Below are 23,494 nucleotides of genomic sequence, written 5' to 3' on the forward strand. Positions count from 1 at the left end.
CGGCCTGACCGGCCCGACCGGCCCGACCGGCGGGGTCCTACGCCAGGCCGTCCGACTGCAGGCCCCTCAGGACGGCCTGGCCGAGGGTGTGCACCGCGGACTGGGGGCGGACCATCACCGTGAACTCCTTGATCCGGCCCGAGGCGTCGAAGTGCAGCATGTCGATGCCGTGGATCTCCTTGCCGTCCACCGTGGCCCGGAAGGGCAGGACCGACGCCGGCGCCTCGGTGCCGTCCGCACCGGTCTCGGTCGCTCCGTCGAAGTGGCCGACGTAGCGCAGGTCCTCGAAGACGCGCAGCAGGACCCCGAAGAGGCCCAGCACCATCGGCCTGCCCTCGAAGGGGCGGAACTTCACCGGGCTGTACAGCCGGATGTCCTCGGTGAACAGCTCCTCCAGCGCGGCCGGGTCGCGCTTCTCCACGGCGGCACGAAAGCGTTCGGCGGTCTCCGTCACGGGGTCCACGGCTCCTCCTGATACTCAAGGAATTGACTAGTCAGTTTCGTGAGTATCATGCGGGGGAGCACGAGGAAAAGGGAAGGGGCGGCCGCGATGGCCCTGCGACATGCCGTACTGGCGGCGCTGCTGGACGGTGAGTTCAGCGGCTACGAGCTGGCGAAGTCGTTCGACATCGGCGTCGCGAACTTCTGGCACGCCTCCCCCCAGCAGCTCTACACCGAGCTGGCCAGACTGGAGAAGGAAGGCCTGGTCGAGGGACGGCAAGTGGTCCAGGAGGCCCGGCCCAACAAGCGGCTCTTCCAGGTCACCGACGCCGGCCGGGCCGAACTGGAGGCGTTCGCGGCGGCGGCCGTGAAGCCGTCCGTCATCCGCGACGACCTCCTGGTCAAGGTGCAGACCGCCGACCGGATCGGCACCGCGCCCGTGATCGCCCAGCTGGAGGAGCGGGCGGCCGCCGCCGACGCCAAGATCGACCTGCTCGGCAGGGTGCTGCGCAAAATGCGCGGCGACCTCGCCGAGGAGGAGTTCCTGCTCCGCGGCGACACGATCGGCGGGTACCTGACCTGTCTGCGCGGCATCGCCTTCGAGCAGGGCCACCGCGACTGGTGCCGCCGCAGCGCGGCCGTCCTGCGAGAGCGAGAGAGGCGGGCCACCCGTGCCGACGCACACTGAGTACCGGCGTTACGTCGCCCTGGGCGACAGCCAGACCGAAGGCCTCGGCGACGGCGACGACACCGCGGGCCTGCGCGGCTTCGCCGACCGTTTCGCCGACCACCTGGAGGCCGCCCGCCCCGGCCTGCTCTACGCCAACCTCGCCGTACGGGGACGGCTCGCCGGCCAGGTCCGCGCCGAGCAGCTGGCACCCGCCCTGGCCCTGCGCCCCGACATCGCGACCGTCGTCGCGGGCGTCAACGACGTGCTGCGGCCCCGCTTCGTGGCGGCCGACACCGCCGGGCACCTGGAGGAGATGTTCGCCGCGCTCACGGCCGCCGGCGCGCACGTCGCGACCGTGACCTTCCCCGACATCGGCAGGATCGCGCCCCTCGCCCGGCCGCTGGCCCCCCGCCTGCTCGAACTCAACGAGCGCGTCCGCGCCGCTGCCGCCCGGCACGGGGTGTTCGTCGCCGAGACCGCCCTGCCGGCGGCCGTGGCGGACCCGCGGATGTGGACGGAGGACCGCCTCCACGCCAGCTCCCTCGGCCACGAACGCATCGCCGCCGCCCTCGCCCACGCCGTCGGCCTCCCGGGCAGCGACGACACCTGGACGCGGCCGCTGCCCCCGCCGGACGCACAGCGCCGCTCGGCCGTCGCCGCCGAACTGCGCTGGGCCACCGCGTTCCTCGGGCCCTGGCTGGGCCGCCGCCTGCGCGGCCGCTCCTCCGGCGACGGCCGCACCGCCAAACGCCCCGACCTCCTGCCCCTGCTCACGGGCGGCGGACAGCCCGGACCGTCCGACCTCGATCCACCGGGCACCCGCTAGTCGAACCAGCGGTCGCGGGCCAGTTCCGAGGTGCGGGACGGGTCCTCCAGCAGGGCCGCCACCTCGAAGCGGCGCGGCCACTGGCCCGCCGACCAGGCCAGGCCCGCCGCCACGCCCTCCAGGGTGGACGCGTGGAGGGTGCCGTCGGGCGTGCGCCGCCAGTCCAGCTCCGTCCCGCCCGCGACCAGTTCCTCGTGCTCGACGTACGTCGCCGGGGTCGCCGGACCCAGCAGGACCCGCACCGACTCCGGGACCTCGTGCTCCTCGCCCGGCGTGGTCACCTCCGCCGGGACCGTGTCCGACAGCCGGCGCACCTGCAGCAGGTCTGCCAGGTCGGCCGCCCGGGACGGGGACACCGGCAGCAGCGGCAGGCCCGCCGCCAGCGGCAGCAGGTCCGGGGCGTCCGCGATCACCGCGTCCGCCGCGTCCACCACGAGCACCTCGCCGTCCACCACCGCCCGCAGTTCGTCCGGCAGGGTCACCTGCTCGGGATCGAGATCGGCCAGCGCACCGTACAGGCCGTGCAGCTGGCGGTCCGTCACTTCGCGGTCCGGGTCGGCGAGCCGGCCCAGCAGCTCGGCCGCGCCGCCCGGCTCGTCCAGCAGGGCCGGCACGGAGGTCCGTACGCCCAGCGCCCGCAGCACCTGCTCGTCCTCGAAACCGGTGGCGTCCGCCGAGGTGTAGAGGCCCTCCAGCAGCGGGTCGCCGCCCGCCGCGCGCAGGCCCGCCGGGCGGCGGCCGTCCAGCACCGGGTGGTCGCGCAGCCACCACGCGGTGTACGGGCGCACCGACTGCGTCGTGCCGTCCGGCAGCAGGATCCGCACGGGCTGGGTCAGCGCGTCCCGCAGCGGCGGCAGCGCCAGCATGGCGAGGGCCTGCGGCCAGCAGTCGTCGTCGACGAGGTCCAGGTCGCGCACGGCGACCAGCTCGGTCGCCACCGGCGGCACGGGCAGGTCCGGCAACTGGTCCAGCACGTCCTCGCACCACACGTCCACCGCGTCCAGCAGGCCCGCGTCGTCCGGCTCGGCGAAATCGCCCTCGCGCGGCTCCAGTTCGTCCGGGTCCAGGACCACGTCGGTGGCGCGGACCAGCTGGAAGGTCGCCAGCACCCCGCACGCGGTCAGCGGGCCCCCGCCCCACCGCTCGACCAGGTCGGCGTCCACGTACGGGACCTCGTCCTCGCGGATCACCGACGCCAACGGCGAGTCCGGCAGCAGCAGTTCACCCGCGGGAGTCAGTTCCCCGTCCTCGTCGGGCAGGGCCAGCGCGCCCAGCCACGGCTCGTCGCCCGGCGCCAGCTCCGCGTCACGGACCAACCCCAGCACCACCTCGGCCAGTTCGTCGGCGTCCAGCGTGTCGGCGTCCTCGTCCCAGATCTCCCCGGCATCCAGGGAGGCCGCGACGGCCGCCCGTACCTGCGGGGTCGTCAGGACGGCGCGCGGCGTCGCCGGGAGGGCCCCGAGCTTCTCCAGCAGCGGGTGCGCCGCCTCCGGGTGGGCGACCTTCAGCCCCAGCCGGGCCAGGTCCGCGGGCGTCTGCGCGTACGGCAGCAGCACGTGGCGCGGCCCGATCGTGGTACGGCCGTCGGCGAGCGGCACGGGCAGCCCCGACAGCCGGTCCGGGTCCACCCCGGCGAGGCTGTCGTAGAGCCGGTACCACCACTCGGGGGTGCGCTCGATGCCCGCGATCCGCTCGATGGCGTCGCCCAGCGGGAGCCGCCCCACGCCCAGGGTGCGCAGCTCGGGGCGGCGTTCCAGCCCGGCCGGCAGCAGGGTCGGCAGGACCTCCGCCAGGACGCGTACCGTCTCGGCGCCCGCGCCCTCCACCACCTCGGCCTCGAAGGGGCGCAGGGCATTGCGCTCCTCCGCGTGCTCGGGCGGCGCGGCCGGCGCGAGGAACGCCGTACGGGGGAGGCGGCGCAGCACGGCGGCGCGCAGGGCCCCGTCCAGCTCGCCCTTGCCGAGCGGGCCGGGCACCAGGTCCACGAGCCCGGTGCTCACCGGGTCCCAGGAGCCGAGGAGTTCGGCGTACGCCTCGGCCGCGCGCTCCACGAGGAAGTCGGTCAGCGGTCCCGGCGCGGGGTGGCGCCGGCTGGTGTCCAGCGGCAGCGTCGCGATGAGCAGCGCCGGGATGCCCAGCGGCTCGTCGGTGGGGGTCGGGGCGTGCACCACGGGCGTGGTGGCCGGGCGCAGCGGGGCGCCGTCGGCGTCGACGGGCACCGCCCACGACACCGCCCAGGAGGGCCGCAGCCGCTCCTCGACGGGCCGGTCGGCGAGCAGCGCCCGCTCGATGGCGCCGCCGTGGCGGACGGTGCGCCAGCGGGTGGTCCGCGTACCGGAGCCGGTGGTGTCCTCGACGACGGTGTACGCGCCCTCGTCGCGGCGGTTCAGCGTGCGCGAGCCGGCGGGGGTCTCGACGACGACCTCGCACAACCCGGGCAGGGTCAGCAGCAGGGCGTCGTCGATACCGGCGAGCAGCCGCTGTACGAGGTCCTCGGCGGCGGCGTCGCGCAGCGGGAGGACCACGACGGTGTCGTAGCCCTCGGGGGCGGTCCCCTCGGCGGGCAGGGGGAGGCGCAGCAGCGGTACGTGGCCGTCGCGGCGGCGCAGTTCGTCGCCGAGGCCGGGGCTGCCGACGGCGGCCTCGCGGGCCAGCTCGCGGGCCTCGGCGAGGGACCAGCGGACGCCGCCGTGGCGGCCGAGCACCGCGGGCTCGTCGCAGACGGCGAGGACGGCGGCGAAGCCGACGCCGAACCGGCCGACGCTCTCCGCGGCGGGCTCGCGCTTGGCGGAGGCGCGCAGGGTGCTCAGGGACTCCACGCCCGTCGCGTCGAGCGGGGCACCGGTGTTGGCGACGGCCAGCAGCGCGGGCCCGTCCTCGCCCTCGTGCAGGGTGAGCCGCAGCCGGCCGGGCACCTTGGCGCGGGCGGCGGCGTCGGCGGCGTTCTGGGCCAGCTCGACGACGAGGCGGTCCCGGTAGCCGCCGAGGGCGAGGTCCTCCTCGGCGTTGGCGTCCTCGCGGAACCGGGCGGGGCCGGCGCCCCAGGCGTCCAGTACGCCGCGCCGCAGCCGGGCCGTGCCGAAGGGGTCCACGCCGCTCTGGGCCGCCGTCACTCGCACGCTCACGCCGCTGCCTCCAAGAATCGCCCCACGGAACTCCCGCGGAACTCCTGAAGGTATCGCGTGCCGGGCCACGCCTCGCCCGTGAGGTGGGCGAACACGACGACGTCGGTGTCCGGCGGCGGAGCGGGCGCCCGCGAGGAGGCCGGCGAGGCGCCCCGCACCCCCCGAGCAGCGGGAAGCCCCCGGCGACGACGAGTCACCGGGGGCTCCGGACGTGCCTGAGATCGCGGCTAGAGCTTCTCGATCACGTAGTCGATGCAGGCCGTCAGCGCCTGGACGTCCGCCGGGTCGATCGCCGGGAACATCGCGATGCGCAGCTGGTTGCGGCCGAGCTTGCGGTACGGCTCGGTGTCCACGATCCCGTTGGCGCGCAGCACCTTCGCCACGGCCGCCGCGTCGATGTCGTCCGAGAAGTCGATCGTGCCGATGACGGCGGACCGCTTGTCGGCGTCCTTGACGAAAGGCGTCGCGTACTTGGACGCCTCCGCCCAGCCGTACAGGTTGCGCGCACTGGCCGCCGTACGGCCCGTGGTGAACTCCAGGCCGCCCTGGCCGTTCATCCACTCCAGCTGCTGGTCCAGCAGGAACAGGGTCGCCAGCGCCGGGGTGTTGTAGGTCTGGTTCTTCAGCGAGTTGTCGATCGCCGTCGGCAGCGAGAAGAACTCCGGGATGTGCCGGCCCGACGCGTGCACGCGGGCCGCGCGCTCCAGAGCCGCCGGGGAGAACGCGGCCAGCCACAGACCGCCGTCGGAGGCGAAGGACTTCTGCGGCGCGAAGTAGTAGACGTCCGTCTCGGTGATGTCCACCGGCAGGCCGCCGGCGCCCGAGGTCGCGTCCACCAGAACGAGGGACCCGTCGTCCGCGCCCGCGACGCGCTTGATCGGCGCCGCGACACCCGTCGAGGTCTCGTTGTGGGTGTAGGCGTACACGTCCACGCCCGCCTCGGCCACCGGCTCGGGGTGCGTGCCCGGCTCGGAGGAGATGACCGAGGGCTCGTCCAGCCACGGCGCGAGCTTCGCGGCCTTGGCGAACTTCGACGAGAACTCGCCGAAGGTCAGGTGCTGGGACTTCCGCTCGATGAGACCGGCGGTCGCGATGTCCCAGAAGGCGGTGGAGCCGCCGTTGCCCAGGATCACCTCGTAGCCCTCGGGGAGGGAGAAGAGGTCCCGGAGGCCCTGGCGCACCGATCCGACCAGGTTCTTGACCGGGGCCTGGCGGTGTGAGGTTCCGAGCAGGGAGGTACCGGTGGCGGCGAGGGCGTCCAGCGCCTCGGTCCGCACCTTGGAGGGGCCCGCGCCGAAGCGTCCGTCGGCGGGCTTGATGTCAGCGGGAATCTGGATCTCAGCCACGAGCGGAGCGTATCGGGTCCGGGTCCACGCTCCGGAAGCGCGTCCACCGGATGAGACGCGGCGCGACGCCGATCGGACGGTGGCAGGCTGGGCCTCGTGACGACACCCGGTGAAGTCGAGCGGACATTGCGGGCGGAGCTGCGCGGGGAGGTGGATTTCGGCGCCGCGGCACGCGCCCTCGTGACCATGGACGCCTCCAACTACCGCCGCGTGCCCCTCGGCGTCGTCGCCCCGCGCGACGCCGTCGACGTCGCCACCGCACTGCGCGTGTGCGCCGACGCCGGCGTGCCCGTCGTCCCCCGGGGCGGTGGCACGTCCATCGCCGGGCAGGCCACCGGCGTGGGCGTGGTCCTCGACCTCACCCGCCACATGAACGCCCTGGTGTCCGTGGATCCGGCCGCCCGCACCGCCGTCGTCCAGCCCGGCCTGGTCCTCGACCGGCTCCGGGACGCCGTACGCCCCCACGGACTCACCTTCGGCCCCGATCCCTCCACGCACTCCCGCTGCACCCTCGGCGGCATGATCGGCAACAACGCGTGCGGCGCCCACTCCGTGGCCTGGGGCACCACCGCCGACAACGTCGCGGAGCTCGCCGTCACCACCTACGCGGGCGCCGCCCACCGCATCGGCACCGGCTGGGACGGCGCCCCCCACGGCCTGCGCGAACTGGTCGGCGCCCACCTCGGCCTGCTGCGCACCGGCTTGCCGCCCCGCTTCTCACGGCGGATCTCCGGCTACGGCGGCCTGGACGCGCTGCTCCCCGAACGCGGGGTACGGCTCGCCGAGGCCTTCTGCGGCAGCGAAGGCACCCTCGGGGTGGTCACCGAGGCCGTGGTGCGCCTCGTCGAACTGCCGCCCGCGCCCGCCCTCGCCGTCCTCGGGTACGCCGACGAGGGCGCGGCCGCGGACGCCGCCGCCGGGCTGCTGCCGTACCGGCCGCTGACGGTCGAGGGCATGGCCGAGGACCTGCTCGGCGGGGCGGCGGCCGTCGGGGGCGCGGCCGGGATGCCCCGCGGCCGGGCCTGGCTGTTCGTGGAGATGCCGGACGAGGGCGGGGCGCGGGCCGTGGCACGGGGCGCCGACGCGCTGGACGCACTGGTGGTCACGGACCCGGCGGGACAGCGGGCGCTGTGGCGCATCCGCGAGGACGCCGCGGGCACCGCGACCAGGACCCCCGACGGGCGGATGGCCTGGCCCGGCTGGGAGGACTGCGCGGTCCCGCCGGCCCGGCTGGGCGCGTACCTGCGGGACTTCCGGACCCTGCTGGCCGCCCACGGGCTGCGCGGCACCCCGTACGGGCACTTCGGCGAGGGCTGCGTCCACGTACGCATCGACTTCGACCTGGCCTCGGCCGCCGGCGTCGCCCGCTACCGCGCCTTCTCGGAGGAACTCGCCGACCTGGTCGTCGCCCACGGCGGGTCCCTGTCGGGCGAACACGGCGACGGGCAGGCGCGCGCCGAACTCCTGCCCAAGATGTACGGGCAGGACGTGATCCGGCTCTTCGGCGCGTACAAGGCCGTGTGGGACCCGGCGGGCGGCATGAACCCGGGCATGCTGGTCAGGCCCGCCCGGCTGGACGAGAACCTCCGCTTCGAAGTGCTCCCGGCCACGCCCTTCGCCACCGAGGTCGCACGGTGCGTCGGGGTCGCGAAATGCCGTACGGCCGAGCCCGGCGGGCCCGGCGTGATGTGCCCCTCCTACCGGGCCACCGGCGAGGAACAGCACTCCACCCGTGGCCGGGCCCGGCTCCTGCACGAGATGCTCGCCGGGGAGGTCGTCACCGGCGGCTGGCGCTCGCCGGAGGTCGCCGAGGCCCTCGACCTGTGCCTCGGGTGCAAGGGCTGCCGCAGCGACTGCCCGGTCGGCGTGGACATGGCCTCGTACAAGTCGGAGTTCCTGCACCACCACTGGGCCGGCCGGATCCGGCCGCTCGCCCACTACACGCTGGGCGGGCTGCCGGGGTGGCTGCGTCTGATCGCCCGCCTGCGGGCGGCGGGCGCCGTCAACGCGGCCGCGCGCCTCCTGCCGTTCCCGGTGCCGGGCCTCGCCCGCGAGCGCGCCCTGCCGCCCCTGGCGAGGCGGCCGTTCACGACGGGGATCGCGGGCCCGGGCCGCGCCCCGGCTGCCCCGGGCGGGGGTGCGGGCCCGGGTGCGGGGCCCGGTCGGGGTGGGGGTGCGGGCCCGGGTCCGAGTGCGGGCCCCGGCCCCGCGGGGGCCTCCGGCCGGCGGGGCGCCGGGCGGCCCGCCGTCGTGCTCTGGCCCGACACCTTCACCGAGTACCTCGCCCCCGAGGCCGGCCACGCCGCGCTCCGCGTGCTCCGCGCGGCCGGCCTGGACGTGTCCGTCCCCCGGACCCGCGGCCGGGTCTGCTGCGGCCTGACCTACCTCTCCACCGGCCGCCTCGACCGCGCCCGCAAGGTCCTGCGCCGGACCCTGGACACCGTCGGCGAGGTCCCCGGCCCGGTCACCGTCCTCGAACCGAGCTGCGCCGCGGCCCTGCGCGCCGACCTCCCCGCCCTGCTGCCCGACGACCCGCGCGCGGCCCGCCTGGCGGCAGCCGTACGGACCGTCGCCGAAACCCTGGAGGAGTACGCGCCGGACTGGCGGCCGCCCCGCCTGGACCGTCCGGTGGTCGGCCAGACCCACTGCCACCAGCACGCCGTCCTCGGGGACGCGGCGGACCGCCGGCTGCGCGAACGTGCCGGCCTCGTGGGGGAGCCCGCCGGAGGCTGCTGCGGCCTCGCCGGGAACTTCGGCTTCGAGCCCGGCCACCACGAGGTGTCGGTGGCGTGTGCGGAGGAGCAGCTCCTGCCGTCCCTGCGCGCGGCCCCGCCGGGCGCGCTGGTCCAGGCCGACGGGTTCTCCTGCCGGACCCAGATCGCCCAGCTGGGCGGGGTGCGGGCCCGCCACCTCGTGGAACTCCTCGCGGACGGGTTGGAGGACGGGCCGGAGGACGGGTCGTTGGCCGACACACGGCCTTAGTCAAGATGTAAGGAAAGAGAAGCGGCGACACTCCTTACCGGGGCTTAGGCTGGATGCATGCCCGCACCTACCGCGTCCCCGACGACCGCTCCCGCCGCCACGCTCCCCGACGCCTCCGCAGAGGGGGTCCGGTCCCGCTTCGGGCCGGTCGCACTGGTGATCTCGGCCGGCGTCTCGGTGCAGTTCGGGGCCGCCCTCGCGGTCATGATCATGCCCAGGGCGGGTGCGGCGGGCGTCGTGACCCTGCGCCTCGCGGCCGCCGCGGTCGTGCTGCTGCTCCTGTGCCGGCCGAAGGTGCGCGGGTACACGCGCTCCGACTGGGGCACGGTCGTCGCGTTCGGCGTGGCGATGGCCGGCATGAACGGCCTCTTCTACCAGGCCATCGACCGCATCCCGCTCGGCCCGGCGGTCACCCTGGAGGTGCTCGGGCCGCTCGCGCTGTCCGTCGTCGTCTCCCGCCGCCTGGTGAACCTGCTGTGGGCCGGCCTCGCCCTCGGCGGCGTGGTCCTGCTGTCCGGGCACGGCGGGGGCGGTCTCGGCTTCGGCTCGCTGGACCCGCTGGGCGCGGCCTTCGCGCTCGGGGCGGGCGCGATGTGGGCGGCGTACATCGTGTTCAGTGCGCGGACCGGCCGCCGCTTCCCGCAGGCCGACGGGCTGGCCCTCGCGATGGCCGCGGCCGCCGTCCTGTCGCTGCCGCTGGGTGTCGTCGAAGCCGGCTCGGACCTGCTGGTCCCGAGCACCCTCGCGTTGGGCGTCGGTGTGGCCGTACTGTCCTCCGTGCTGCCCTACACCCTCGAACTCCTCGCCCTGCGGCGGATGCCCGCCCCGACCTTCGCGATCCTCATGAGCCTGGAGCCCGCCATCGCCGCCACGGCGGGGTTCCTGGTCCTGGACCAGGCCCTGTCGACGCTGGACGCCCTCGCCATCGCCCTCGTCATCGCGGCCAGCATGGGCGCGGTGCGCTCCCAGATCGGAAAGCAGCCGGCCTGATGGACGTCATCACCTACCTGGAAGCCGCCCCCGAAGCCCGCCGGGCGGCCCTCGCCCGACTGCGCGAGCTGTGCGTGACGGAACTGCCGGGCTTCGTGGAGGGCATCGCGTACGGCATGCCGGTCTACGTGCGGGAGGGCGGGACGGAGGCGGAGATCGCCTGGGCGAACCAGAAGCAGTACATCTCCTTCTACCTGATGCGCACGGACGTCCGGGACTCCTTCGCGGACCGCCTGGCGGGCCACGACATGGGCAAGGCCTGCCTCCGCTTCCGCAATCCCGCCACGGTGGACTTCGGCCTCGTCCGCGACCTCCTCCGCGCCACGGCCGGGGCGGGCGGGGGCGGGGCGGGGTGAGGGGCGTACGGGGGTTCGCGTGCTCGGGGCACCGGCCCCCGCGGCGCCCCCGGACCGGGACGCCGTAGTCGGAGCGGCCCTGCAACCGGACCGGTGCGGCGTGCGTCATCTGTGGAGCGTGCGCCCGCCCGGACGGCCGCGGGGGACCGGCTGGGCGGGCGCACGGCATCAGCCGAGGGGCAGGTCCAGGTACGACGGGGTGGCCTCCGGCGAGGTGAAGGCCAGCGTCGCGCGGGGCAGGTTGGCGTCGGCGTAGAAGGGGTCGCGCGCGTCGATCACCAGCATCAGGCGGTGGCCGCGCCGCACGTCGTACGCCGTGGCCTGGAAGCTCGATGTCCGCGCTGATCAGGCTGTCCGGCGGAGACTTCAGGTCGCTGTACGGGGCGTGGGTGACGAGGTGGGCCGTGCCGTTCGGGGCCGTGTCGAAGAGGTACGCGACGAAGGTGGACCCCGGGTTCGCCGCCCGGTAGGTCACCCGGAGCCGGGGCGTGCCGCGCAGCCGGACGGTCTCCGCGGCAGGGTCGGCGGTCCAGACGGCGGCGACGGTGCGGTCGATGTCCTCCGTCAGGTAGGCCTTCGGGCGGCCGGCCATCTCCGCGTGGCCGGATTCGACGACCTGGTCGGCGACGGTCGCCGGGGTGTCCATCCCGCAGAGCACGGTCGCCGTCCAGCCGGCCTCCGGCTCGGGGCCGAGTTCGCCGCCGTCGGCGAGGTAGAACCGCTCCAGCTGTTCGGTGACGGAGGGCCAGGTGGGGCGGGGTTCGAGGGTCCTGCTCCACATCACCTCGCCGATGACCCGGTCCTCCTCGTCGATGCCGTTGGCGACGCCCTTCAGGTGGTGGTCGAACCAGCGGTGGGCGTCTGTCCAGATCCGGTTGGGCAGGCCGAGGAGGCCTGACATCTCCGGGCCGGAGTGGTCGCCCAGGGAGAGGGCGATGCGTTTGGGACCGGTCAGTTCGTTGAACATCCGCAGCGTCTGGTTCGCGGGGAAGAGCGTCTCGTGCCAGGCGTGCGAGAAGAAGACGGGCACCTGGCGGCGGTTGAGTTCCTTGATGTGGGTGAACGGCGAGCGGACCTCGGCCCAGCGCAGGGTGCCCCGGACGTCGCTCCCGGTCAGGACGTTGTCGAGGACGCTCTGCGTCTGCGGGCTCAGCCGGGCCCTCGCGGCCGCCTTGAGCAGGGCCTGCACGGCTGCGACGCGGCGGGTGGAGTTCTCGTGGAAGACCTCCCCGAGGTCGCTCCAGGCGCTGAGGGCGACGACGGCGTCGACGCGGGTGTCGTGCGCGGCCACGAGCTGGCTGATGCCCGCGCCGTACGAGACCCCGAGGAAGCCGACCTTCGTCACGGGCCCGGTGCTGCGCTCGATCAGGTGGTCCAGGGCGCGGCTGCCGTCGGCGACGTCGAGCGGGCCGGCCACCTCGGCCTGGCCCTCGGAGCCGGCGAAGCCGCGGGTGGAGTAGGCGAGGACGTCGTAGCCGCGGGCCGCGAAGAGGGTGGCCTGGACGGCGTACGCGAGCCAGCCCAGGCCCGTCCACGGCGACGGCATGACGATCATCGGGCGCGGCCGGGCACCGGTGTGCCGCCAGAGCGCCGCGTCGAGGAGGTCGCCGTCGGCGCCGGTCACCCTGCCGCGGGTGAAGACGGCCAGGGCGCGCGCCTCGGCGACCTCGGCGGCGCGGGCGGGCGGCAGCCCGGTGACGTCGCCGCTCTCCAGCGCGGAGACGAAGGCGCCGAGGGCGGTCGCGTCGAGTTCGGGATAGAGGGAGAAGGGGGGTCGGGCGGCTGGAGTCACGTCAGTTCATCCTCTGCGTCGAGTGACACGAACGTGGGCGCCCGCCCGGGCCCGGAGCGGAACGTTCAGTATCGACGGGCCATACGGTGACGTATCGCGGGTTTCCGGCGTACGGCCTGAACCGCCCTCCGCGGCCCCCGGCGGGCGCGTGCCGTGCAACCTGCGGGCGGTGCGGGTGTGGATCGACTGCGGCCGGACGGCGCCGGTTCGGTGCGGGTGGCGGGAAGGTGTCACCCGGTCGGAGACGGCCGAGAAAATCATGCAAGCGTGCTTGATTGTTTTCTTGGCTGCTGCCAGTCTTCCCTCACGCCGAGAAGGGGAGCGCACCGTGCCCGATCCGTCCGCCGTCGACGACGCCGTCGCCGTCTTCACCGATCTGCGCGAGGAGGGGCGGGAACTCGACGCCCTCGTCCAGCGGTTGCCCGGCCCCGACTGGGCCCGGCCCACGCCCGCGCCCGGCTGGAGCATCGCCCACCAGATCGCCCACCTGCACTGGACGGACCGGGCCTCGCTGCTCTCCCTCACCGACGCCGCCGGCTTCGGCCACATGGTCGAACAGGCGCTGAAGGCCCCCGACTCCTTCGTCGACGACGGCGCCCGGGAGGGCGCGGAGCTGCCCCCCGCCGAGCTGCTCACCCGCTGGCGCGCGGCGCGCGACGCCCTCGCACGGGCCCTCGCGGCGGCCCCGCCCGACACCCGCTTCCCCTGGTACGGGCCACCGATGAAGGCCGCCTCGATGGCCAGCGCCCGCCTGATGGAGACCTGGGCGCACGGCCAGGACGTCGCCGACGCGCTCGGCGTGCGCCGCACCCCGACCGCCCGGCTGCGGCACGTGGCACGGATCGGCGTACGGGCCCGCGACTACGCCTACGCCGTACGCGGACTGCCGGCTCCCGACGGGGAGTTCCGGGTGGAGCTGACCGCCCCCGACGGCGCGGGGGTATGGGTGTACGGGCCGCCCGCGTCCCCGCAGCGGATCACCGGCCCGGCCCTCGACTTCTGCCTGCTGGTGACCCAGCGGGCCCACCGCGCCGACCTGGCCCTGACCGCGACCGGCCCCGACGCGGACCGCTGGCTCGACATCGCCCAGGCCTTCGCCGGACCGGCGGGCGCGGGACGGGAGCCGGGGGCCGCGCGGTGACCCGCCGCCCCCTCCTCATCGGCAACGCGTCCGGTTTCTACGGCGACCGCTCCAGCGCCTTGCACGACATGCTCACCGGCGGGCCGCTGGACGTACTGACCGGGGACTACCTCGCCGAGCTGACCATGCTGATCCTGGGCCGGGACCGGCTGAAGAACCCGGACCTCGGCTACGCCAAGACCTTCCTGCGCCAGCTGGAGGAGGGACTCGGCCTCGCGCACGAGCGGGGCGTACGGATCGTCACCAATGCCGGCGGCCTCAACCCGGCGGGACTCGCCGACGCGGTACGGGCGCTGGCGGCCAAGGTGGGCGTGCCCGTCTCGGTGGCGCACGTCGAGGGCGACGACCTCGCCGCCCGCGAGGCCGGAGCCCTGACGGCCAACGCCTACCTCGGCGGCGCCGGGATCACCGCCTGCCTGCGGGCCGGCGCCGACGTGGTCGTCACCGGCCGGGTCACGGACGCGGCGCTGGTCAGCGGTCCCGCGGCCTGGTGGTTCGACTGGGCGCCGGAGGAATACGACCGGCTGGCGGGAGCGGTGGTCGCGGGCCACGTCCTGGAGTGCGGCACCCAGGCCACCGGAGGCAACTACTCCTTCTTCACCGCCCACGACGTCCGCCGCCCCGGCTTCCCGCTCGCGGAGATCTCCGCGGACGGCTCCGCCGTCATCACCAAGCATCCGGGGACCGGAGGGGTGGTCTCGGCGGGCACGGTCACCGCACAACTCCTGTACGAAACCCAGGGCGTCCGCTACCTGGGCCCCGACGTGACCGCGCGCCTGGACACGGTCCGGCTCACCGACGACGGCCCCGACCGGGTGCGGATCTCCGGAGTGCGCGGGGAGCGGCCGCCGTCGACCCTCAAGGTGGGCGTGACCCGGATCGGCGGCTGGCGCAACGAGGTGGTCTTCGTCCTGACCGGCCTGGACATCGAGGCGAAGGCGGACCTCGTGCGCGCCCAGCTCGCCGACACCCTGGAGGGCGTCGCCGACGCCACCTGGACCCTGGCCCGTACCGACCACGAGGACGCCGACACGGAGGAGACGGCGAGCGCCCTGCTGCGCCTGGTGGTCCGCGACCCGTCCCCGGACCGGGTGGGCCGCGCCCTGACCTCGGCCGCCGTCGAACTGGCCCTCGGCAGCTACCCGGGCTTCCACGTCACCACCCCGCCCGGCCCGGCCCAGCCGTACGGCGTCTTCGCCTCGACCTCCGCCCCGGCCACGTCCGTCCCCCACACCGCAGTCCTCCCGAACGGCACCCGCCTCCCGATCCCGGCCGCAGTTCCCACCCCGCCGGGCGCATCTCCAGCCCCGCCGGACGCGCCCGGTGCGCCCCCGCCTTCGCCGGAGCCCGCCGCACCATCAGCCTCGCCGGCGTTCGAGGCGCGGGGGTCCGGGGGCGCAGCCCCCGCCGGGTCCGGGGCGGAGCCCCGGGAGACCGTCCGCGCCCCACTCGGGGCGCTGGCCGGGGCCCGCAGCGGAGACAAGGGAGGCGACGCCAACGTCGGCGTCTGGACCCGGTCCGGCCCCGCCTGGCACTGGCTGCGCGACACCCTCACTGTCGACCGCTTCCAGGCCCTGCTCCCCGAGACCCGCGGCCTCGCCGTGCACCGGCACGAACTGCCCAACCTCCGCGCTCTGAACTTCACCGTCACCGGCGTCCTCGGCGACGGCGTCGCCTCCGGCCACCGCTTCGACCCCCAGGCCAAGGCCCTCGGCGAATGGCTGCGCGCCCGCCACCTCGACATCCCCGCCGACCTCCTGCCCCCCGCCCCGCAGCCCGCCCAGGGCCCCGGCCCCGCGCCCGTATCCGCCCCGCAGCCCGCCCAGGGCCCCGCACCCGCCCCGGAGGGGACCGGCCCATGACCCGCCTGCGCACCACCGTCGACCCGCACGCCCCCGAGCACACCAGCGCCCGTACCGCCGCCCTGGAGCGCCTCGACGCCCTCGACGCCGAGCACGCCAAGGCCCTTCAGGGCGGCGGGGCCACGTACACGGCCCGCCACAAGAAGCGCGGCAAGCTCCTGGCGCGCGAGCGCGTCGAGCTGCTCCTCGACCCCGACACCCCGTTCCTGGAGCTGTCCCCGCTCGCCGCGTGGGGCAGTGACTACCCCGTCGGCGCGTCCATGGTGACCGGCATCGGCACGGTCGAGGGCGTCGAATGCCTGGTCACCGCCAACGACCCCACCGTCCGCGGCGGCGCCAGCAACCCCTGGACACTGAAGAAGGCACTGCGGGCCAACGAGATCGCCCGGCAGAACCGCCTCCCCGTCATCAGCCTCGTGGAGTCCGGCGGCGCCGACCTGCCCTCCCAGAAGGAGATCTTCATCCCGGGCGGCGCGATCTTCCGCGACCTCACACGGCTCTCGGCCGACGGCATCCCGACCGTCGCTGTCGTCTTCGGCAACTCCACCGCCGGAGGCGCGTACATCCCCGGCATGTCCGACCACACCGTCATGATCAAGGACCGTTCCAAGGTGTTCCTCGGCGGCCCGCCCCTGGTCAAGATGGCCACCGGCGAGGAGAGCGACGACGAGTCCCTCGGCGGCGCCGACATGCACGCCCGCACCTCCGGACTCGCCGACCACTACGCCCTCGACGAGTACGACGCCATCCGCCAGGCCCGCCGCATCGTGGCCCGCCTGAACCACCGCAAGCCGCACCAGGACCCGCCGAAGGCCGAGGAGCCCCTCTACGACCCGGAGGAACTCCTCGGGATCGTCCCGCCCGACCTCAAGACCCCCTTCGACCCGCGCGAGGTCATCGCCCGCATCGTCGACGCCTCCGACTTCGACGAGTTCAAGCCGCTCTACGGCACCAGCCTCGTCACCGGCTGGGCCACCCTCCACGGCTACCCGGTCGGCATCCTGGCCAACGCCCAGGGCGTGCTGTTCAGCGCCGAGTCCCAGAAGGCCGCGCAGTTCATCCAGCTCGCCAACCAGCGCGACGTCCCGCTCCTCTTCCTCCACAACACCACCGGCTACATGGTCGGCAAGGAGTACGAGCAGGGCGGCATCGTCAAACACGGCTCGATGATGATCAACGCCGTCTCCAACTCGAAGGTCCCGCACCTGTCCGTGCTCATCGGCGCCAGCTACGGCGCCGGCCACTACGGCATGTGCGGCCGCGCCTACGAACCCCGCTTCCTCTTCGCGTGGCCCAGCGCCAAGTCCGCCGTCATGGGCCCCCAGCAGCTCGCCGGAGTCCTCTCCATCGTGTCCCGGCAGTCCGCCGCGGCCAAGGGACTCCCGTACGACGAGGAACAGGACGCCGGGATGCGGGCCTTCGTCGAGGCGCAGATCGAATCCGAGTCCCTCCCCATGTTCCTGTCCGGGCGGCTGTACGACGACGGGGTCATCGACCCGCGCGACACCCGTACCGTCCTCGGCCTGTGCCTGTCGGCCGTCCACAACGCCCCCGTCGAGGGCGCCCGTGGCGGCTTCGGCGTCTTCCGGATGTGAGCCCGCACATGACCCCTCAGATCAGCTCCCTGCTCGTCGCCAACCGGGGCGAGATCGCCGTACGGATCTTCCGCACCGCCCGCGACCTGGGCCTGGCCACCGTCGCCGTCCACTCCGACCCCGACGCCGACGCCCTGCACGTCCGCACCGCCGACGCCGCCGTACGCCTCCCGGGCGCGGCCCCCGCCGACACCTACCTGCGCGGGGACCTGGTCATCAAGGCCGCCCTCGCCGCCGGAGCCGACGCCGTCCACCCCGGCTACGGCTTCCTCTCCGAGAACGCCGACTTCGCCCGCCAGGTCCAGGACTCCGGCCTGACCTGGATCGGCCCGCCCCCCGAGGCCATCGAGGCCATGGCCTCCAAGACCCGGGCCAAGGACCTGATGCGCGCCGCCGGCGTCCCGCTCCTCGACCCCGTCGACCCGGCCACCGCCACCTCCGCCGACCTGCCGCTCCTGCTCAAGGCGGCCGCCGGCGGAGGCGGGCGCGGCATGCGCGTGGTCCGCGACCTGGCCGCCCTCAAGGAGGCCCTCCACGCCGCGTCCGCCGAAGCGGCCTCCGCGTTCGGCGACGGCGAGGTCTTCGCCGAGCCCTACGTCGAACGCGGCCGCCACGTCGAGGTGCAGATCCTCGCCGACGCCCACGGCGCCGTGTGGGCCCTCGGCACCCGGGACTGCTCCCTCCAGCGCCGCCACCAGAAGGTCATCGAGGAGGCCCCGGCGCCCGGCCTGCCGGAGCCCCTCCGCGAGAGCCTGCACGCCGCGGCCGTCGCCGCCGCCCGCACCGTCTCCTACCGCGGAGCGGGCACCGTGGAGTTCCTCGTCACCGCCGACGGCCGCCCGTACTTCCTGGAGATGAACACCCGCCTCCAGGTCGAGCACCCCGTCACCGAAGCCGTTTTCGGCCTCGACCTGGTCGCCCTGCAACTACGACTCGCCGAGGGCGCCGCGCTGCCCCCGACACCGCCGGAGCCTACCGGCCACGCCGTCGAAGCCCGCCTCTACGCCGAGGACCCCGCCCAGGACTGGCGCCCCCAGACCGGTGTCCTGCACACCCTCGACCTCCCCGGCCGGGTCCGCGTCGACACCGGCTTCAGCGACGGCGACACCGTCGGCATCCACTACGACCCCATGCTGGCCAAGGTCGTCGCCCACGCCCCCACGCGCGCCGAGGCCGTCCGTGCCCTCGCCCACGCCCTCGCCGCAGCCCGCGTCCACGGGCTCACCACCAACCGCGACCTCCTCGTGCGCTCCCTGCGCCACCCGGAGTTCACCGCCGCACAGCTCGACACCGGCTTCTACGAACGCCACCTCGCCACCCTCACCGCGGACGTCCCGGACGCCGGCACGGCCGCCCTCGCCGCCGCACTCGCCGAAGCCGCCCCCGCCCCGGAGGCCTCCCTCGCCGCCCGCCTCGGCGGCTGGCGCAACCTCCGCTCCCAGCCGCAGACCCGCCGCTACACCTGCGCCGGCACCGAGTACGAGGTCCAGTACCGGCCCGTCGACCACCCGGGCGTTCGCGTCCTGTCCGTCGAACGGCACCTCGTCACCCTTGAAGTCGACGGCATCCGGCGGATGTTCCACGTGAAACGCAATTCGAACAACACCGAGGTCTACGTCGACTCCGCCCTCGGATCCCACACCCTCACCCCCGTCCCGCGTTTCCCCGACCCCCAGGACCGCACCGAACCGGGCTCTCTGTTCGCCCCCATGCCCGGCACCGTCGTCCGCGTGGCCGACGGCCTCGCCCCCGGCAGCCCGGTCACCGTCGGGCAGCCCCTGCTCTGGCTGGAGGCCATGAAGATGGAGCACCGCATCCTCGCTCCGGCCTCCGGCACGCTCACCGCGCTCCACGCCGTCACCGGCCAACAGGTCGAATTCGGCGCCCTGCTCGCCGTAGTCCAGGAGGAACCGCAGCCATGAGCTCCACCGTCGAATCCGCCGAACACAAGGCCCTGCGCACGGCCGTCGCCGCCCTCGGACAGCGCTACGGCCGCGAGTACCTCGCCCGCGTCGCCCGCGAGGGCGGCCACCCCGACGAACTCTGGGCCGATGCCGCCAAGCTCGGCTACCTCGGCGTGAACCTCCCCGAGGAGTACGGCGGAGGAGGCGGCGGCATCACCGAACTCTCCATCGTCCTGGAGGAACTCGGAGCGGCGGGCTGCCCCCTCCTGATGATGGTCGTCTCGCCCGCCATCTGCGGCACGGTCATCGCCCGCTTCGGCACGGACGAACAGAAGCGGACCTGGCTCCCCGGCCTCGCCGACGGCAGCCGCACCATGGCCTTCGGCATCACCGAACCCGACGCCGGGTCCAACTCCCACCGCATCACCACCACGGCCCGCCGCGACGGCGACGACTGGATCCTCACCGGCCGCAAGGTCTTCATCTCCGGCGTGGACATCGCCGACGCCACCCTCATCGTCGGCCGCACCGAAGACGCCCGCACCGGGCGCCTCAAGCCCTGCCTGTTCATCGTCCCGCGCGACACCCCTGGCTTCGGCCGGTCCGTCATCGACATGGAACTCCAGGCGGCGGAGAAGCAGTTCGAACTGACCCTGGACGAGATCCGCCTGCCCTCCTCCGCGCTGGTCGGCGACGAGGACGCCGGCCTGCTCCAGCTCTTCGCCGGCCTCAACCCCGAACGCATCATGACCGCCGCCTTCGCCATCGGCATGGGCCGCTACGCCCTCGGCCGGGCCGTCGAGTACGCGAAGACCCGGCAGGTCTGGAAGGAGCCGATCGGAGCCCACCAAGCCGTCGCCCACCCGCTGGCCCAGGCGCACATCGAACTGGAACTGGCCCGCCTGATGATGTCGAAGGCGGCCCAGCTGTACGACGCGGGCGACGACATGGGCGCGGGCGAGGCCGCGAACATGGCGAAGTACGCGGCGGGGGAGGCGTGCGTCCGGGCCGTGGACCAGTCCGTCCACACCCTGGGCGGCAACGGCCTCACCCGCGAATACGGCCTCGGCTCCCTCATCACGGCCTCCCGCGTGGCCCGCATCGCCCCCGTCAGCCGCGAGATGATCCTCAACTTCGTCAGCCACCAAACGCTGGGCCTCCCCAAGTCCTACTGACCCCCCGCGGTCGGCTCGGCGGTGCGGGCGGGTGCCCCAGTCTCTGCCCGGACCCGCGCGGTGCGCCCTGCGGTCGGCTCGGCGGTGCGGGCCGGTGTCCCGGGCGCTGCCCGGACCCGCGCGGTGTGCCCTGCGGGCGGCTCGGCGTGTGCGGGCCGGTGTTCCGGGCGCTGCCCGGACCCGCGCCTCAAACGCCGGCGGGGCTGGTTGGGCGGGGTCTCGGTGTGGGGTGGTGCCCCGCACGAGGATCTCCTCGGCTCGGCGCGTGCGGGCGGTTCGCGGCTGTACCCGGGGGTCGCGCCTCGTCCTGCGGGGACCCTCCTGCGTGTCCCCACCCCGCCGGTGGCGTGAGGGGAGGGGGGACGGGGCGGGGTGTCCCCGCAGGACGAGCGCGCGACCCCCGGGCACCACCGCGATGGCCCGCACGCGCCGAGCCGAGGAGACACCCCGCCGCGGCACCCCGCACCGTCCAGGCCGACCCGGACCGACGATCCAGCCCCGCCGGCGTTTGAGGCGCGGGTCCGGGCAGCGCCCGGGCATCGGCCCGCACACGCCGAGCCCCGGGCACCGGCCCGCACACGCCAAGCCGACCGCAGGGGGGCCGCACCCGTACCCCGGCCGCCCTCCGGGAGGACATACGCTCGGCCCGGAGGACCCCGAACACCCGCCGAACCGCTCCGGAGGAGCCATGGCCACACCCGTCCACGCCACCACGGCGGCCGGAGTCACCACACTCACCCTCGACTCCCCGGCCAACCGCAACGCCCTCTCCGCCGAACTCGTCGCCGCACTCCGCGCCGCCTTCGCCGCGGCCGGCGCCGATCCTGCCGCGCGGGCCGTCGTCCTCACGCACACCGGCGGCACGTTCTGCTCCGGGGCCGACCTCAAGTCCCCCTTCGACCCGGCCGACTTCGTGGGTCTGCTCCGCGAGATCGCCGAGCTGCCCAAGCCCGTCGTCGCCCGCGTCACCGGCCACGTCCGGGCCGGCGGCCTCGGCCTGCTCGGGGTCTGCGACGTCGCCGCCGCCGGGCCGCAGTCCTCGTACGCCTTCACGGAGACCCACCTCGGCGTGGTCCCCGCCGTCATCTCCGCGCCGCTCCTGCCCCGCATGGACCCGCGCGCCGCGGCCCGGTACTTCCTGACCGCCGAAGCCTTCGACGCCGCCGAGGCCGCACGGATCGGTCTGCTCACCCTCCACGGGGACGACGTCGACGAGGTCCTCGCGCCCGTCCTCGACGGCCTGCGCAAGGCCGGTCCCGAGGCCCTCGCCGCGACCAAGCGACTGGTCACCGCCCCCGTGCGCGCGGCCCTCGCCCAGGACGGCACCGCCCTCACCGACCTGTCCGCGCACCACTTCGCCTCCGCCGAGGCCCGTGAGGGCATCACCGCCCGCTTCGAGCGCCGGGACCCGTCATGGGCCCTGTGACCGACCACCCCGCCACGGCCGCCCCCGCCACGGCCGCCCCCGCCACGGCCACCGGCCCCAAGCAGGCGCGCAGCCGCGTCACCCGGCGCCACCTCCTGGAGGCGGCCGTGTCCTGCCTCGCCGAGCACGGCTGGGCCGGATCCACCGTCTCCGCCGTCGCCGAACGCGCCGGCGTCTCCCGCGGAGCGGCGCAGCACCACTTCCCGACGCGCGAGGACCTGTTCACCGCCGCCGTCGAGTACGTGGCCGAGGAACGCTCCACCGCCCTGCGCGACCTCTTCCACGCCGGCCCGGCCGCCCGCCCGGCCGTGGTGGAGGCGCTGGTCGACCTGTACACGGGCGCCCTGTTCCGGGCCGCCCTCCAGCTGTGGGTCGCCGCCTCCAACGAGGAGCAGCTGCGCCCCCGGGTCACCGAGCTGGAGGCCCGCGTCGGCCGCGAGACCCACCGCATCGCCGTCGAACTGCTGGGCGCCGACGAGTCCGTACCGGGCGTACGGGAGACCGTGCAGGGTCTCCTGGACATGGCCCGCGGCCTGGGCCTGGCGAACGTACTGACCGACGACGCCGCCCGCCGGGCCCGCGTCGTGGCCCAGTGGTCCCGGATCCTCGACACGACCCTGGGCTGAGCCGGCCGGGCCGGGAACGCGGCAGGGGCGCCGCGCCCCGGAGTCGATCCGGGACGCGGCGCCCCTGCGCGGTACGGCGGGCGGGCGGGCCGTCAGGCGGTGTCGGCGATGTCGGCGTAGCCCTCGATCTCCTGCGGGTTGCGGCGGCCCGGCCCGGTGTAGCGGGCCGACGGGCGCACCAGGCGGCCCGTGCGCTTCTGCTCCAGGATGTGCGCCGACCAGCCGGCGGTACGGGCGCAGCTGAACATGGAGGTGAACATGTGCGCCGGGACCTCCGCGAAGTCCAGCATGATCGCGGCCCAGAACTCCACGTTGGTGGCGAGCACCCGGTCGGGGCGGCGCGCGTGCAGCTCCTCCAGAGCGGCCTTCTCCAGCGCGGCGGCCACCTCGTAGCGCGGCGCGTCCAGCTCCTTGGCGGTGCGCCGCAGCACGCGGGCGCGAGGGTCCTCGGCGCGGTAGACGCGGTGCCCGAAGCCCATGAGGCGTTCGCCCTTGTCGAGGGCCTTCTTCACGTACGCCACGGCGTCGCCGGTGCGCTCGATCTCCTCGATCATGCCGAGCACGCGGGACGGCGCCCCGCCGTGCAGCGGCCCCGACATGGCGCCGACGGCGCCGGAGAGGGCGGCGGCCACGTCCGCGCCGGTGGAGGCGATGACGCGCGCGGTGAACGTGGAGGCGTTCATGCCGTGCTCGGCGGCGGACGTCCAGTACGCGTCGACGGCCTTGACGTGCTTCGGGTCCGGCTCCCCCCGCCAGCGGATCATGAACCGCTCGACGACGGACCCGGCCTTGTCGATCTCGCGCTGCGGGACCATGGGCAGGCCCTGGCCGCGGGCGGACTGGGCGACGTACGACAGCGCCATCACGGCCGCGCGCGCCAGGTCGTCGCGGGCGGTCTGCACGTCGATGTCGAGCAGCGGTTTCAGACCCCATACGGGGGCGAGCATCGCCAGCGCCGACTGCACGTCCACCCGGATGTCACCGGAGTGGACCGGGATGGGGAAGGGCTCGGCGGCCGGCAGGCCGGGGTTGAAGGCACCGTCGACCAGCAGGCCCCAGACGTTCCCGAAGGAGACGTGGCCGACGAGGTCTTCGATGTCGACGCCCCGGTAGCGGAGCGATCCGCCTTCCTTGTCGGGTTCGGCGATCTCCGTCTCGAACGCGACGACCCCTTCGAGCCCGGGTACGAAGTCGGACATCAGGCGGCTCCTCAGATAGTGCGAACACGCGCGGCTCC

The 23,494-nt window shown here is 74.8% G+C and carries 19 protein-coding genes and 1 pseudogene; 14 read left to right on the forward strand and 6 right to left on the reverse strand.

The features are described 5' to 3' along the window. Positions 1–37 precede the first annotated feature (37 nt). Positions 38–454 (reverse strand): nuclear transport factor 2 family protein, encoded by a 417-nt coding sequence (locus AC2RP6_RS22395; RefSeq protein ID WP_486450405.1) that lies wholly within the window; start codon positions 452–454, stop codon positions 38–40. Between the two features lie 96 nt (positions 455–550). Between AC2RP6_RS22395 and AC2RP6_RS22400 the strand changes: the two genes are divergently transcribed. Together AC2RP6_RS22400 and AC2RP6_RS22405 are read left to right on the forward strand one after the other, a co-directional pair. Next, positions 551–1,129: a PadR family transcriptional regulator gene (locus AC2RP6_RS22400; RefSeq protein ID WP_486447793.1), complete on the forward strand. Its 579-nt coding sequence runs from the start codon at positions 551–553 to the stop codon at positions 1,127–1,129. Further along, positions 1,113–1,937 carry an SGNH/GDSL hydrolase family protein gene (locus tag AC2RP6_RS22405; protein ID WP_486447794.1) on the forward strand — a complete coding sequence of 275 codons (825 nt, stop codon included), beginning with the start codon at positions 1,113–1,115 and terminating at the stop codon, positions 1,935–1,937. The genes AC2RP6_RS22400 and AC2RP6_RS22405 overlap by 17 nt, the downstream gene beginning before the upstream one ends. Here AC2RP6_RS22405 and AC2RP6_RS22410 read toward each other — a convergent pair. Then, positions 1,934–5,062: a sacsin N-terminal ATP-binding-like domain-containing protein gene (locus AC2RP6_RS22410; RefSeq protein WP_486447795.1), complete on the reverse strand. Its 3,129-nt coding sequence runs from the start codon at positions 5,060–5,062 to the stop codon at positions 1,934–1,936. The genes AC2RP6_RS22405 and AC2RP6_RS22410 overlap by 4 nt on opposite strands. A gap of 227 nt (positions 5,063–5,289) precedes the next feature. After that, complete coding sequence (gene serC / locus AC2RP6_RS22415; protein WP_486447796.1) at positions 5,290–6,408, reverse strand: phosphoserine transaminase; 1,119 nt, start codon at positions 6,406–6,408, stop codon at positions 5,290–5,292. Positions 6,409–6,504: 96 nt separating this feature from the next. Between serC and AC2RP6_RS22420 the strand changes: the two genes are divergently transcribed. From AC2RP6_RS22420 to AC2RP6_RS22430, 3 genes are read left to right on the forward strand one after another with little or no spacing between them, the layout of a single operon-like run. Beyond that, positions 6,505–9,390 carry an FAD-binding and (Fe-S)-binding domain-containing protein gene (locus AC2RP6_RS22420; RefSeq protein WP_486447797.1) on the forward strand — a complete coding sequence of 962 codons (2,886 nt, stop codon included), beginning with the start codon at positions 6,505–6,507 and terminating at the stop codon, positions 9,388–9,390. A gap of 57 nt (positions 9,391–9,447) precedes the next feature. Then, the gene (locus AC2RP6_RS22425; RefSeq protein ID WP_486447798.1) at positions 9,448–10,380 is read left to right on the forward strand and encodes an EamA family transporter; all 933 of its coding nucleotides are present in this window, start codon (positions 9,448–9,450) and stop codon (positions 10,378–10,380) included. Beyond that, on the forward strand, positions 10,380–10,736 hold the full coding sequence (locus AC2RP6_RS22430) for a DUF1801 domain-containing protein (RefSeq protein ID WP_486447799.1): 357 nt from the start codon (positions 10,380–10,382) through the stop codon (positions 10,734–10,736). Before AC2RP6_RS22425 ends, AC2RP6_RS22430 begins: the two co-directional genes overlap by 1 nt. Positions 10,737–10,904: 168 nt before the next feature. On the opposite strand, the gene AC2RP6_RS22435 is transcribed toward AC2RP6_RS22430, so the two are convergent. Further along, positions 10,905–11,042, reverse strand: a complete 138-nt coding sequence (locus tag AC2RP6_RS22435) for a hypothetical protein (RefSeq protein WP_486447800.1) — start codon at positions 11,040–11,042, stop codon at positions 10,905–10,907. Between the two features lie 26 nt (positions 11,043–11,068). Between AC2RP6_RS22435 and AC2RP6_RS22440 the strand changes: the two genes are divergently transcribed. After that, positions 11,069–11,206 carry a hypothetical protein gene (locus tag AC2RP6_RS22440; RefSeq protein WP_486447801.1) on the forward strand — a complete coding sequence of 46 codons (138 nt, stop codon included), beginning with the start codon at positions 11,069–11,071 and terminating at the stop codon, positions 11,204–11,206. Here the strand turns inward: AC2RP6_RS22440 and AC2RP6_RS22445 are convergent. Further along, positions 11,182–12,291 (reverse strand): annotated as a pseudogene (locus tag AC2RP6_RS22445) (alpha/beta fold hydrolase); the annotation flags it as partial. The gene AC2RP6_RS22440 and the pseudogene AC2RP6_RS22445 overlap by 25 nt on opposite strands. Between AC2RP6_RS22445 and AC2RP6_RS22450 the strand changes: the two are divergent. The 8 genes from AC2RP6_RS22450 to AC2RP6_RS22485 all read left to right on the forward strand — a co-directional run bounded on the left by AC2RP6_RS22450 (position 12,281) and on the right by AC2RP6_RS22485 (position 22,257). Next, positions 12,281–12,496, forward strand: coding sequence for a hypothetical protein (locus AC2RP6_RS22450; RefSeq protein WP_486447802.1), 216 nt, complete (start codon positions 12,281–12,283; stop codon positions 12,494–12,496). The pseudogene AC2RP6_RS22445 and the gene AC2RP6_RS22450 sit on opposite strands and share 11 nt — an antisense overlap. A 360-nt stretch (positions 12,497–12,856) precedes the next feature. After that, a complete protein-coding gene (locus AC2RP6_RS22455) occupies positions 12,857–13,669 on the forward strand; it encodes a TIGR03084 family metal-binding protein (protein ID WP_486447803.1) in 813 nt (270 codons plus the stop codon). Between the two features lie 68 nt (positions 13,670–13,737). Beyond that, a complete protein-coding gene (locus AC2RP6_RS22460; protein ID WP_486450406.1) occupies positions 13,738–15,531 on the forward strand; it encodes an acyclic terpene utilization AtuA family protein in 1,794 nt (597 codons plus the stop codon). Further along, positions 15,528–17,126: an acyl-CoA carboxylase subunit beta gene (locus tag AC2RP6_RS22465; protein ID WP_486447804.1), complete on the forward strand. Its 1,599-nt coding sequence runs from the start codon at positions 15,528–15,530 to the stop codon at positions 17,124–17,126. Before AC2RP6_RS22460 ends, AC2RP6_RS22465 begins: the two co-directional genes overlap by 4 nt. An 8-nt stretch (positions 17,127–17,134) precedes the next feature. Further along, positions 17,135–19,048, forward strand: a complete 1,914-nt coding sequence (locus AC2RP6_RS22470; protein ID WP_486447805.1) for an acetyl/propionyl/methylcrotonyl-CoA carboxylase subunit alpha — start codon at positions 17,135–17,137, stop codon at positions 19,046–19,048. Further along, positions 19,045–20,205, forward strand: a complete 1,161-nt coding sequence (locus AC2RP6_RS22475) for an acyl-CoA dehydrogenase family protein (protein ID WP_486447806.1) — start codon at positions 19,045–19,047, stop codon at positions 20,203–20,205. Before AC2RP6_RS22470 ends, AC2RP6_RS22475 begins: the two co-directional genes overlap by 4 nt. A gap of 688 nt (positions 20,206–20,893) precedes the next feature. Next, a complete protein-coding gene (locus AC2RP6_RS22480) occupies positions 20,894–21,631 on the forward strand; it encodes an enoyl-CoA hydratase family protein (RefSeq protein ID WP_486447807.1) in 738 nt (245 codons plus the stop codon). Then, on the forward strand, positions 21,619–22,257 hold the full coding sequence (locus tag AC2RP6_RS22485; protein WP_486447808.1) for a TetR/AcrR family transcriptional regulator: 639 nt from the start codon (positions 21,619–21,621) through the stop codon (positions 22,255–22,257). Before AC2RP6_RS22480 ends, AC2RP6_RS22485 begins: the two co-directional genes overlap by 13 nt. A 92-nt stretch (positions 22,258–22,349) precedes the next feature. Here AC2RP6_RS22485 and AC2RP6_RS22490 read toward each other — a convergent pair whose 3' ends face one another. Then, entirely contained in the window at positions 22,350–23,456 is a 1,107-nt protein-coding gene (locus AC2RP6_RS22490; protein WP_486447809.1) for a citrate synthase 2, read from the reverse strand. Positions 23,457–23,494: the final 38 nt, after the last annotated feature.

The sequence above is a fragment of the Streptomyces sp. WAC03905 genome, from assembly GCF_057371075.1.

What these genes read in the sequence shown, in the direction of transcription:
- AC2RP6_RS22400 (WP_486447793.1), top strand. Translation starts at nt 551, where the DNA reads ATGGCCCTGCGACATGCCGTACTGGCGGCGCTGCTGGACGGTGAGTTC.
- AC2RP6_RS22425 (WP_486447798.1), top strand. Translation starts at nt 9,448, where the DNA reads ATGCCCGCACCTACCGCGTCCCCGACGACCGCTCCCGCCGCCACGCTC.
- AC2RP6_RS22430 (WP_486447799.1), top strand. Translation starts at nt 10,380, where the DNA reads ATGGACGTCATCACCTACCTGGAAGCCGCCCCCGAAGCCCGCCGGGCG.
- AC2RP6_RS22440 (WP_486447801.1), top strand. Translation starts at nt 11,069, where the DNA reads ATGTCCGCGCTGATCAGGCTGTCCGGCGGAGACTTCAGGTCGCTGTAC.
- AC2RP6_RS22450 (WP_486447802.1), top strand. Translation starts at nt 12,281, where the DNA reads ATGACGATCATCGGGCGCGGCCGGGCACCGGTGTGCCGCCAGAGCGCC.
- AC2RP6_RS22460 (WP_486450406.1), top strand. Translation starts at nt 13,738, where the DNA reads ATGCTCACCGGCGGGCCGCTGGACGTACTGACCGGGGACTACCTCGCC.
- AC2RP6_RS22465 (WP_486447804.1), top strand. Translation starts at nt 15,528, where the DNA reads ATGACCCGCCTGCGCACCACCGTCGACCCGCACGCCCCCGAGCACACC.
- AC2RP6_RS22470 (WP_486447805.1), top strand. Translation starts at nt 17,135, where the DNA reads ATGACCCCTCAGATCAGCTCCCTGCTCGTCGCCAACCGGGGCGAGATC.
- AC2RP6_RS22475 (WP_486447806.1), top strand. Translation starts at nt 19,045, where the DNA reads ATGAGCTCCACCGTCGAATCCGCCGAACACAAGGCCCTGCGCACGGCC.
- AC2RP6_RS22480 (WP_486447807.1), top strand. Translation starts at nt 20,894, where the DNA reads ATGGCCACACCCGTCCACGCCACCACGGCGGCCGGAGTCACCACACTC.
- AC2RP6_RS22485 (WP_486447808.1), top strand. Translation starts at nt 21,619, where the DNA reads ATGGGCCCTGTGACCGACCACCCCGCCACGGCCGCCCCCGCCACGGCC.
- AC2RP6_RS22490 (WP_486447809.1), bottom strand. Translation starts at nt 23,456, where the DNA reads ATGTCCGACTTCGTACCCGGGCTCGAAGGGGTCGTCGCGTTCGAGACG.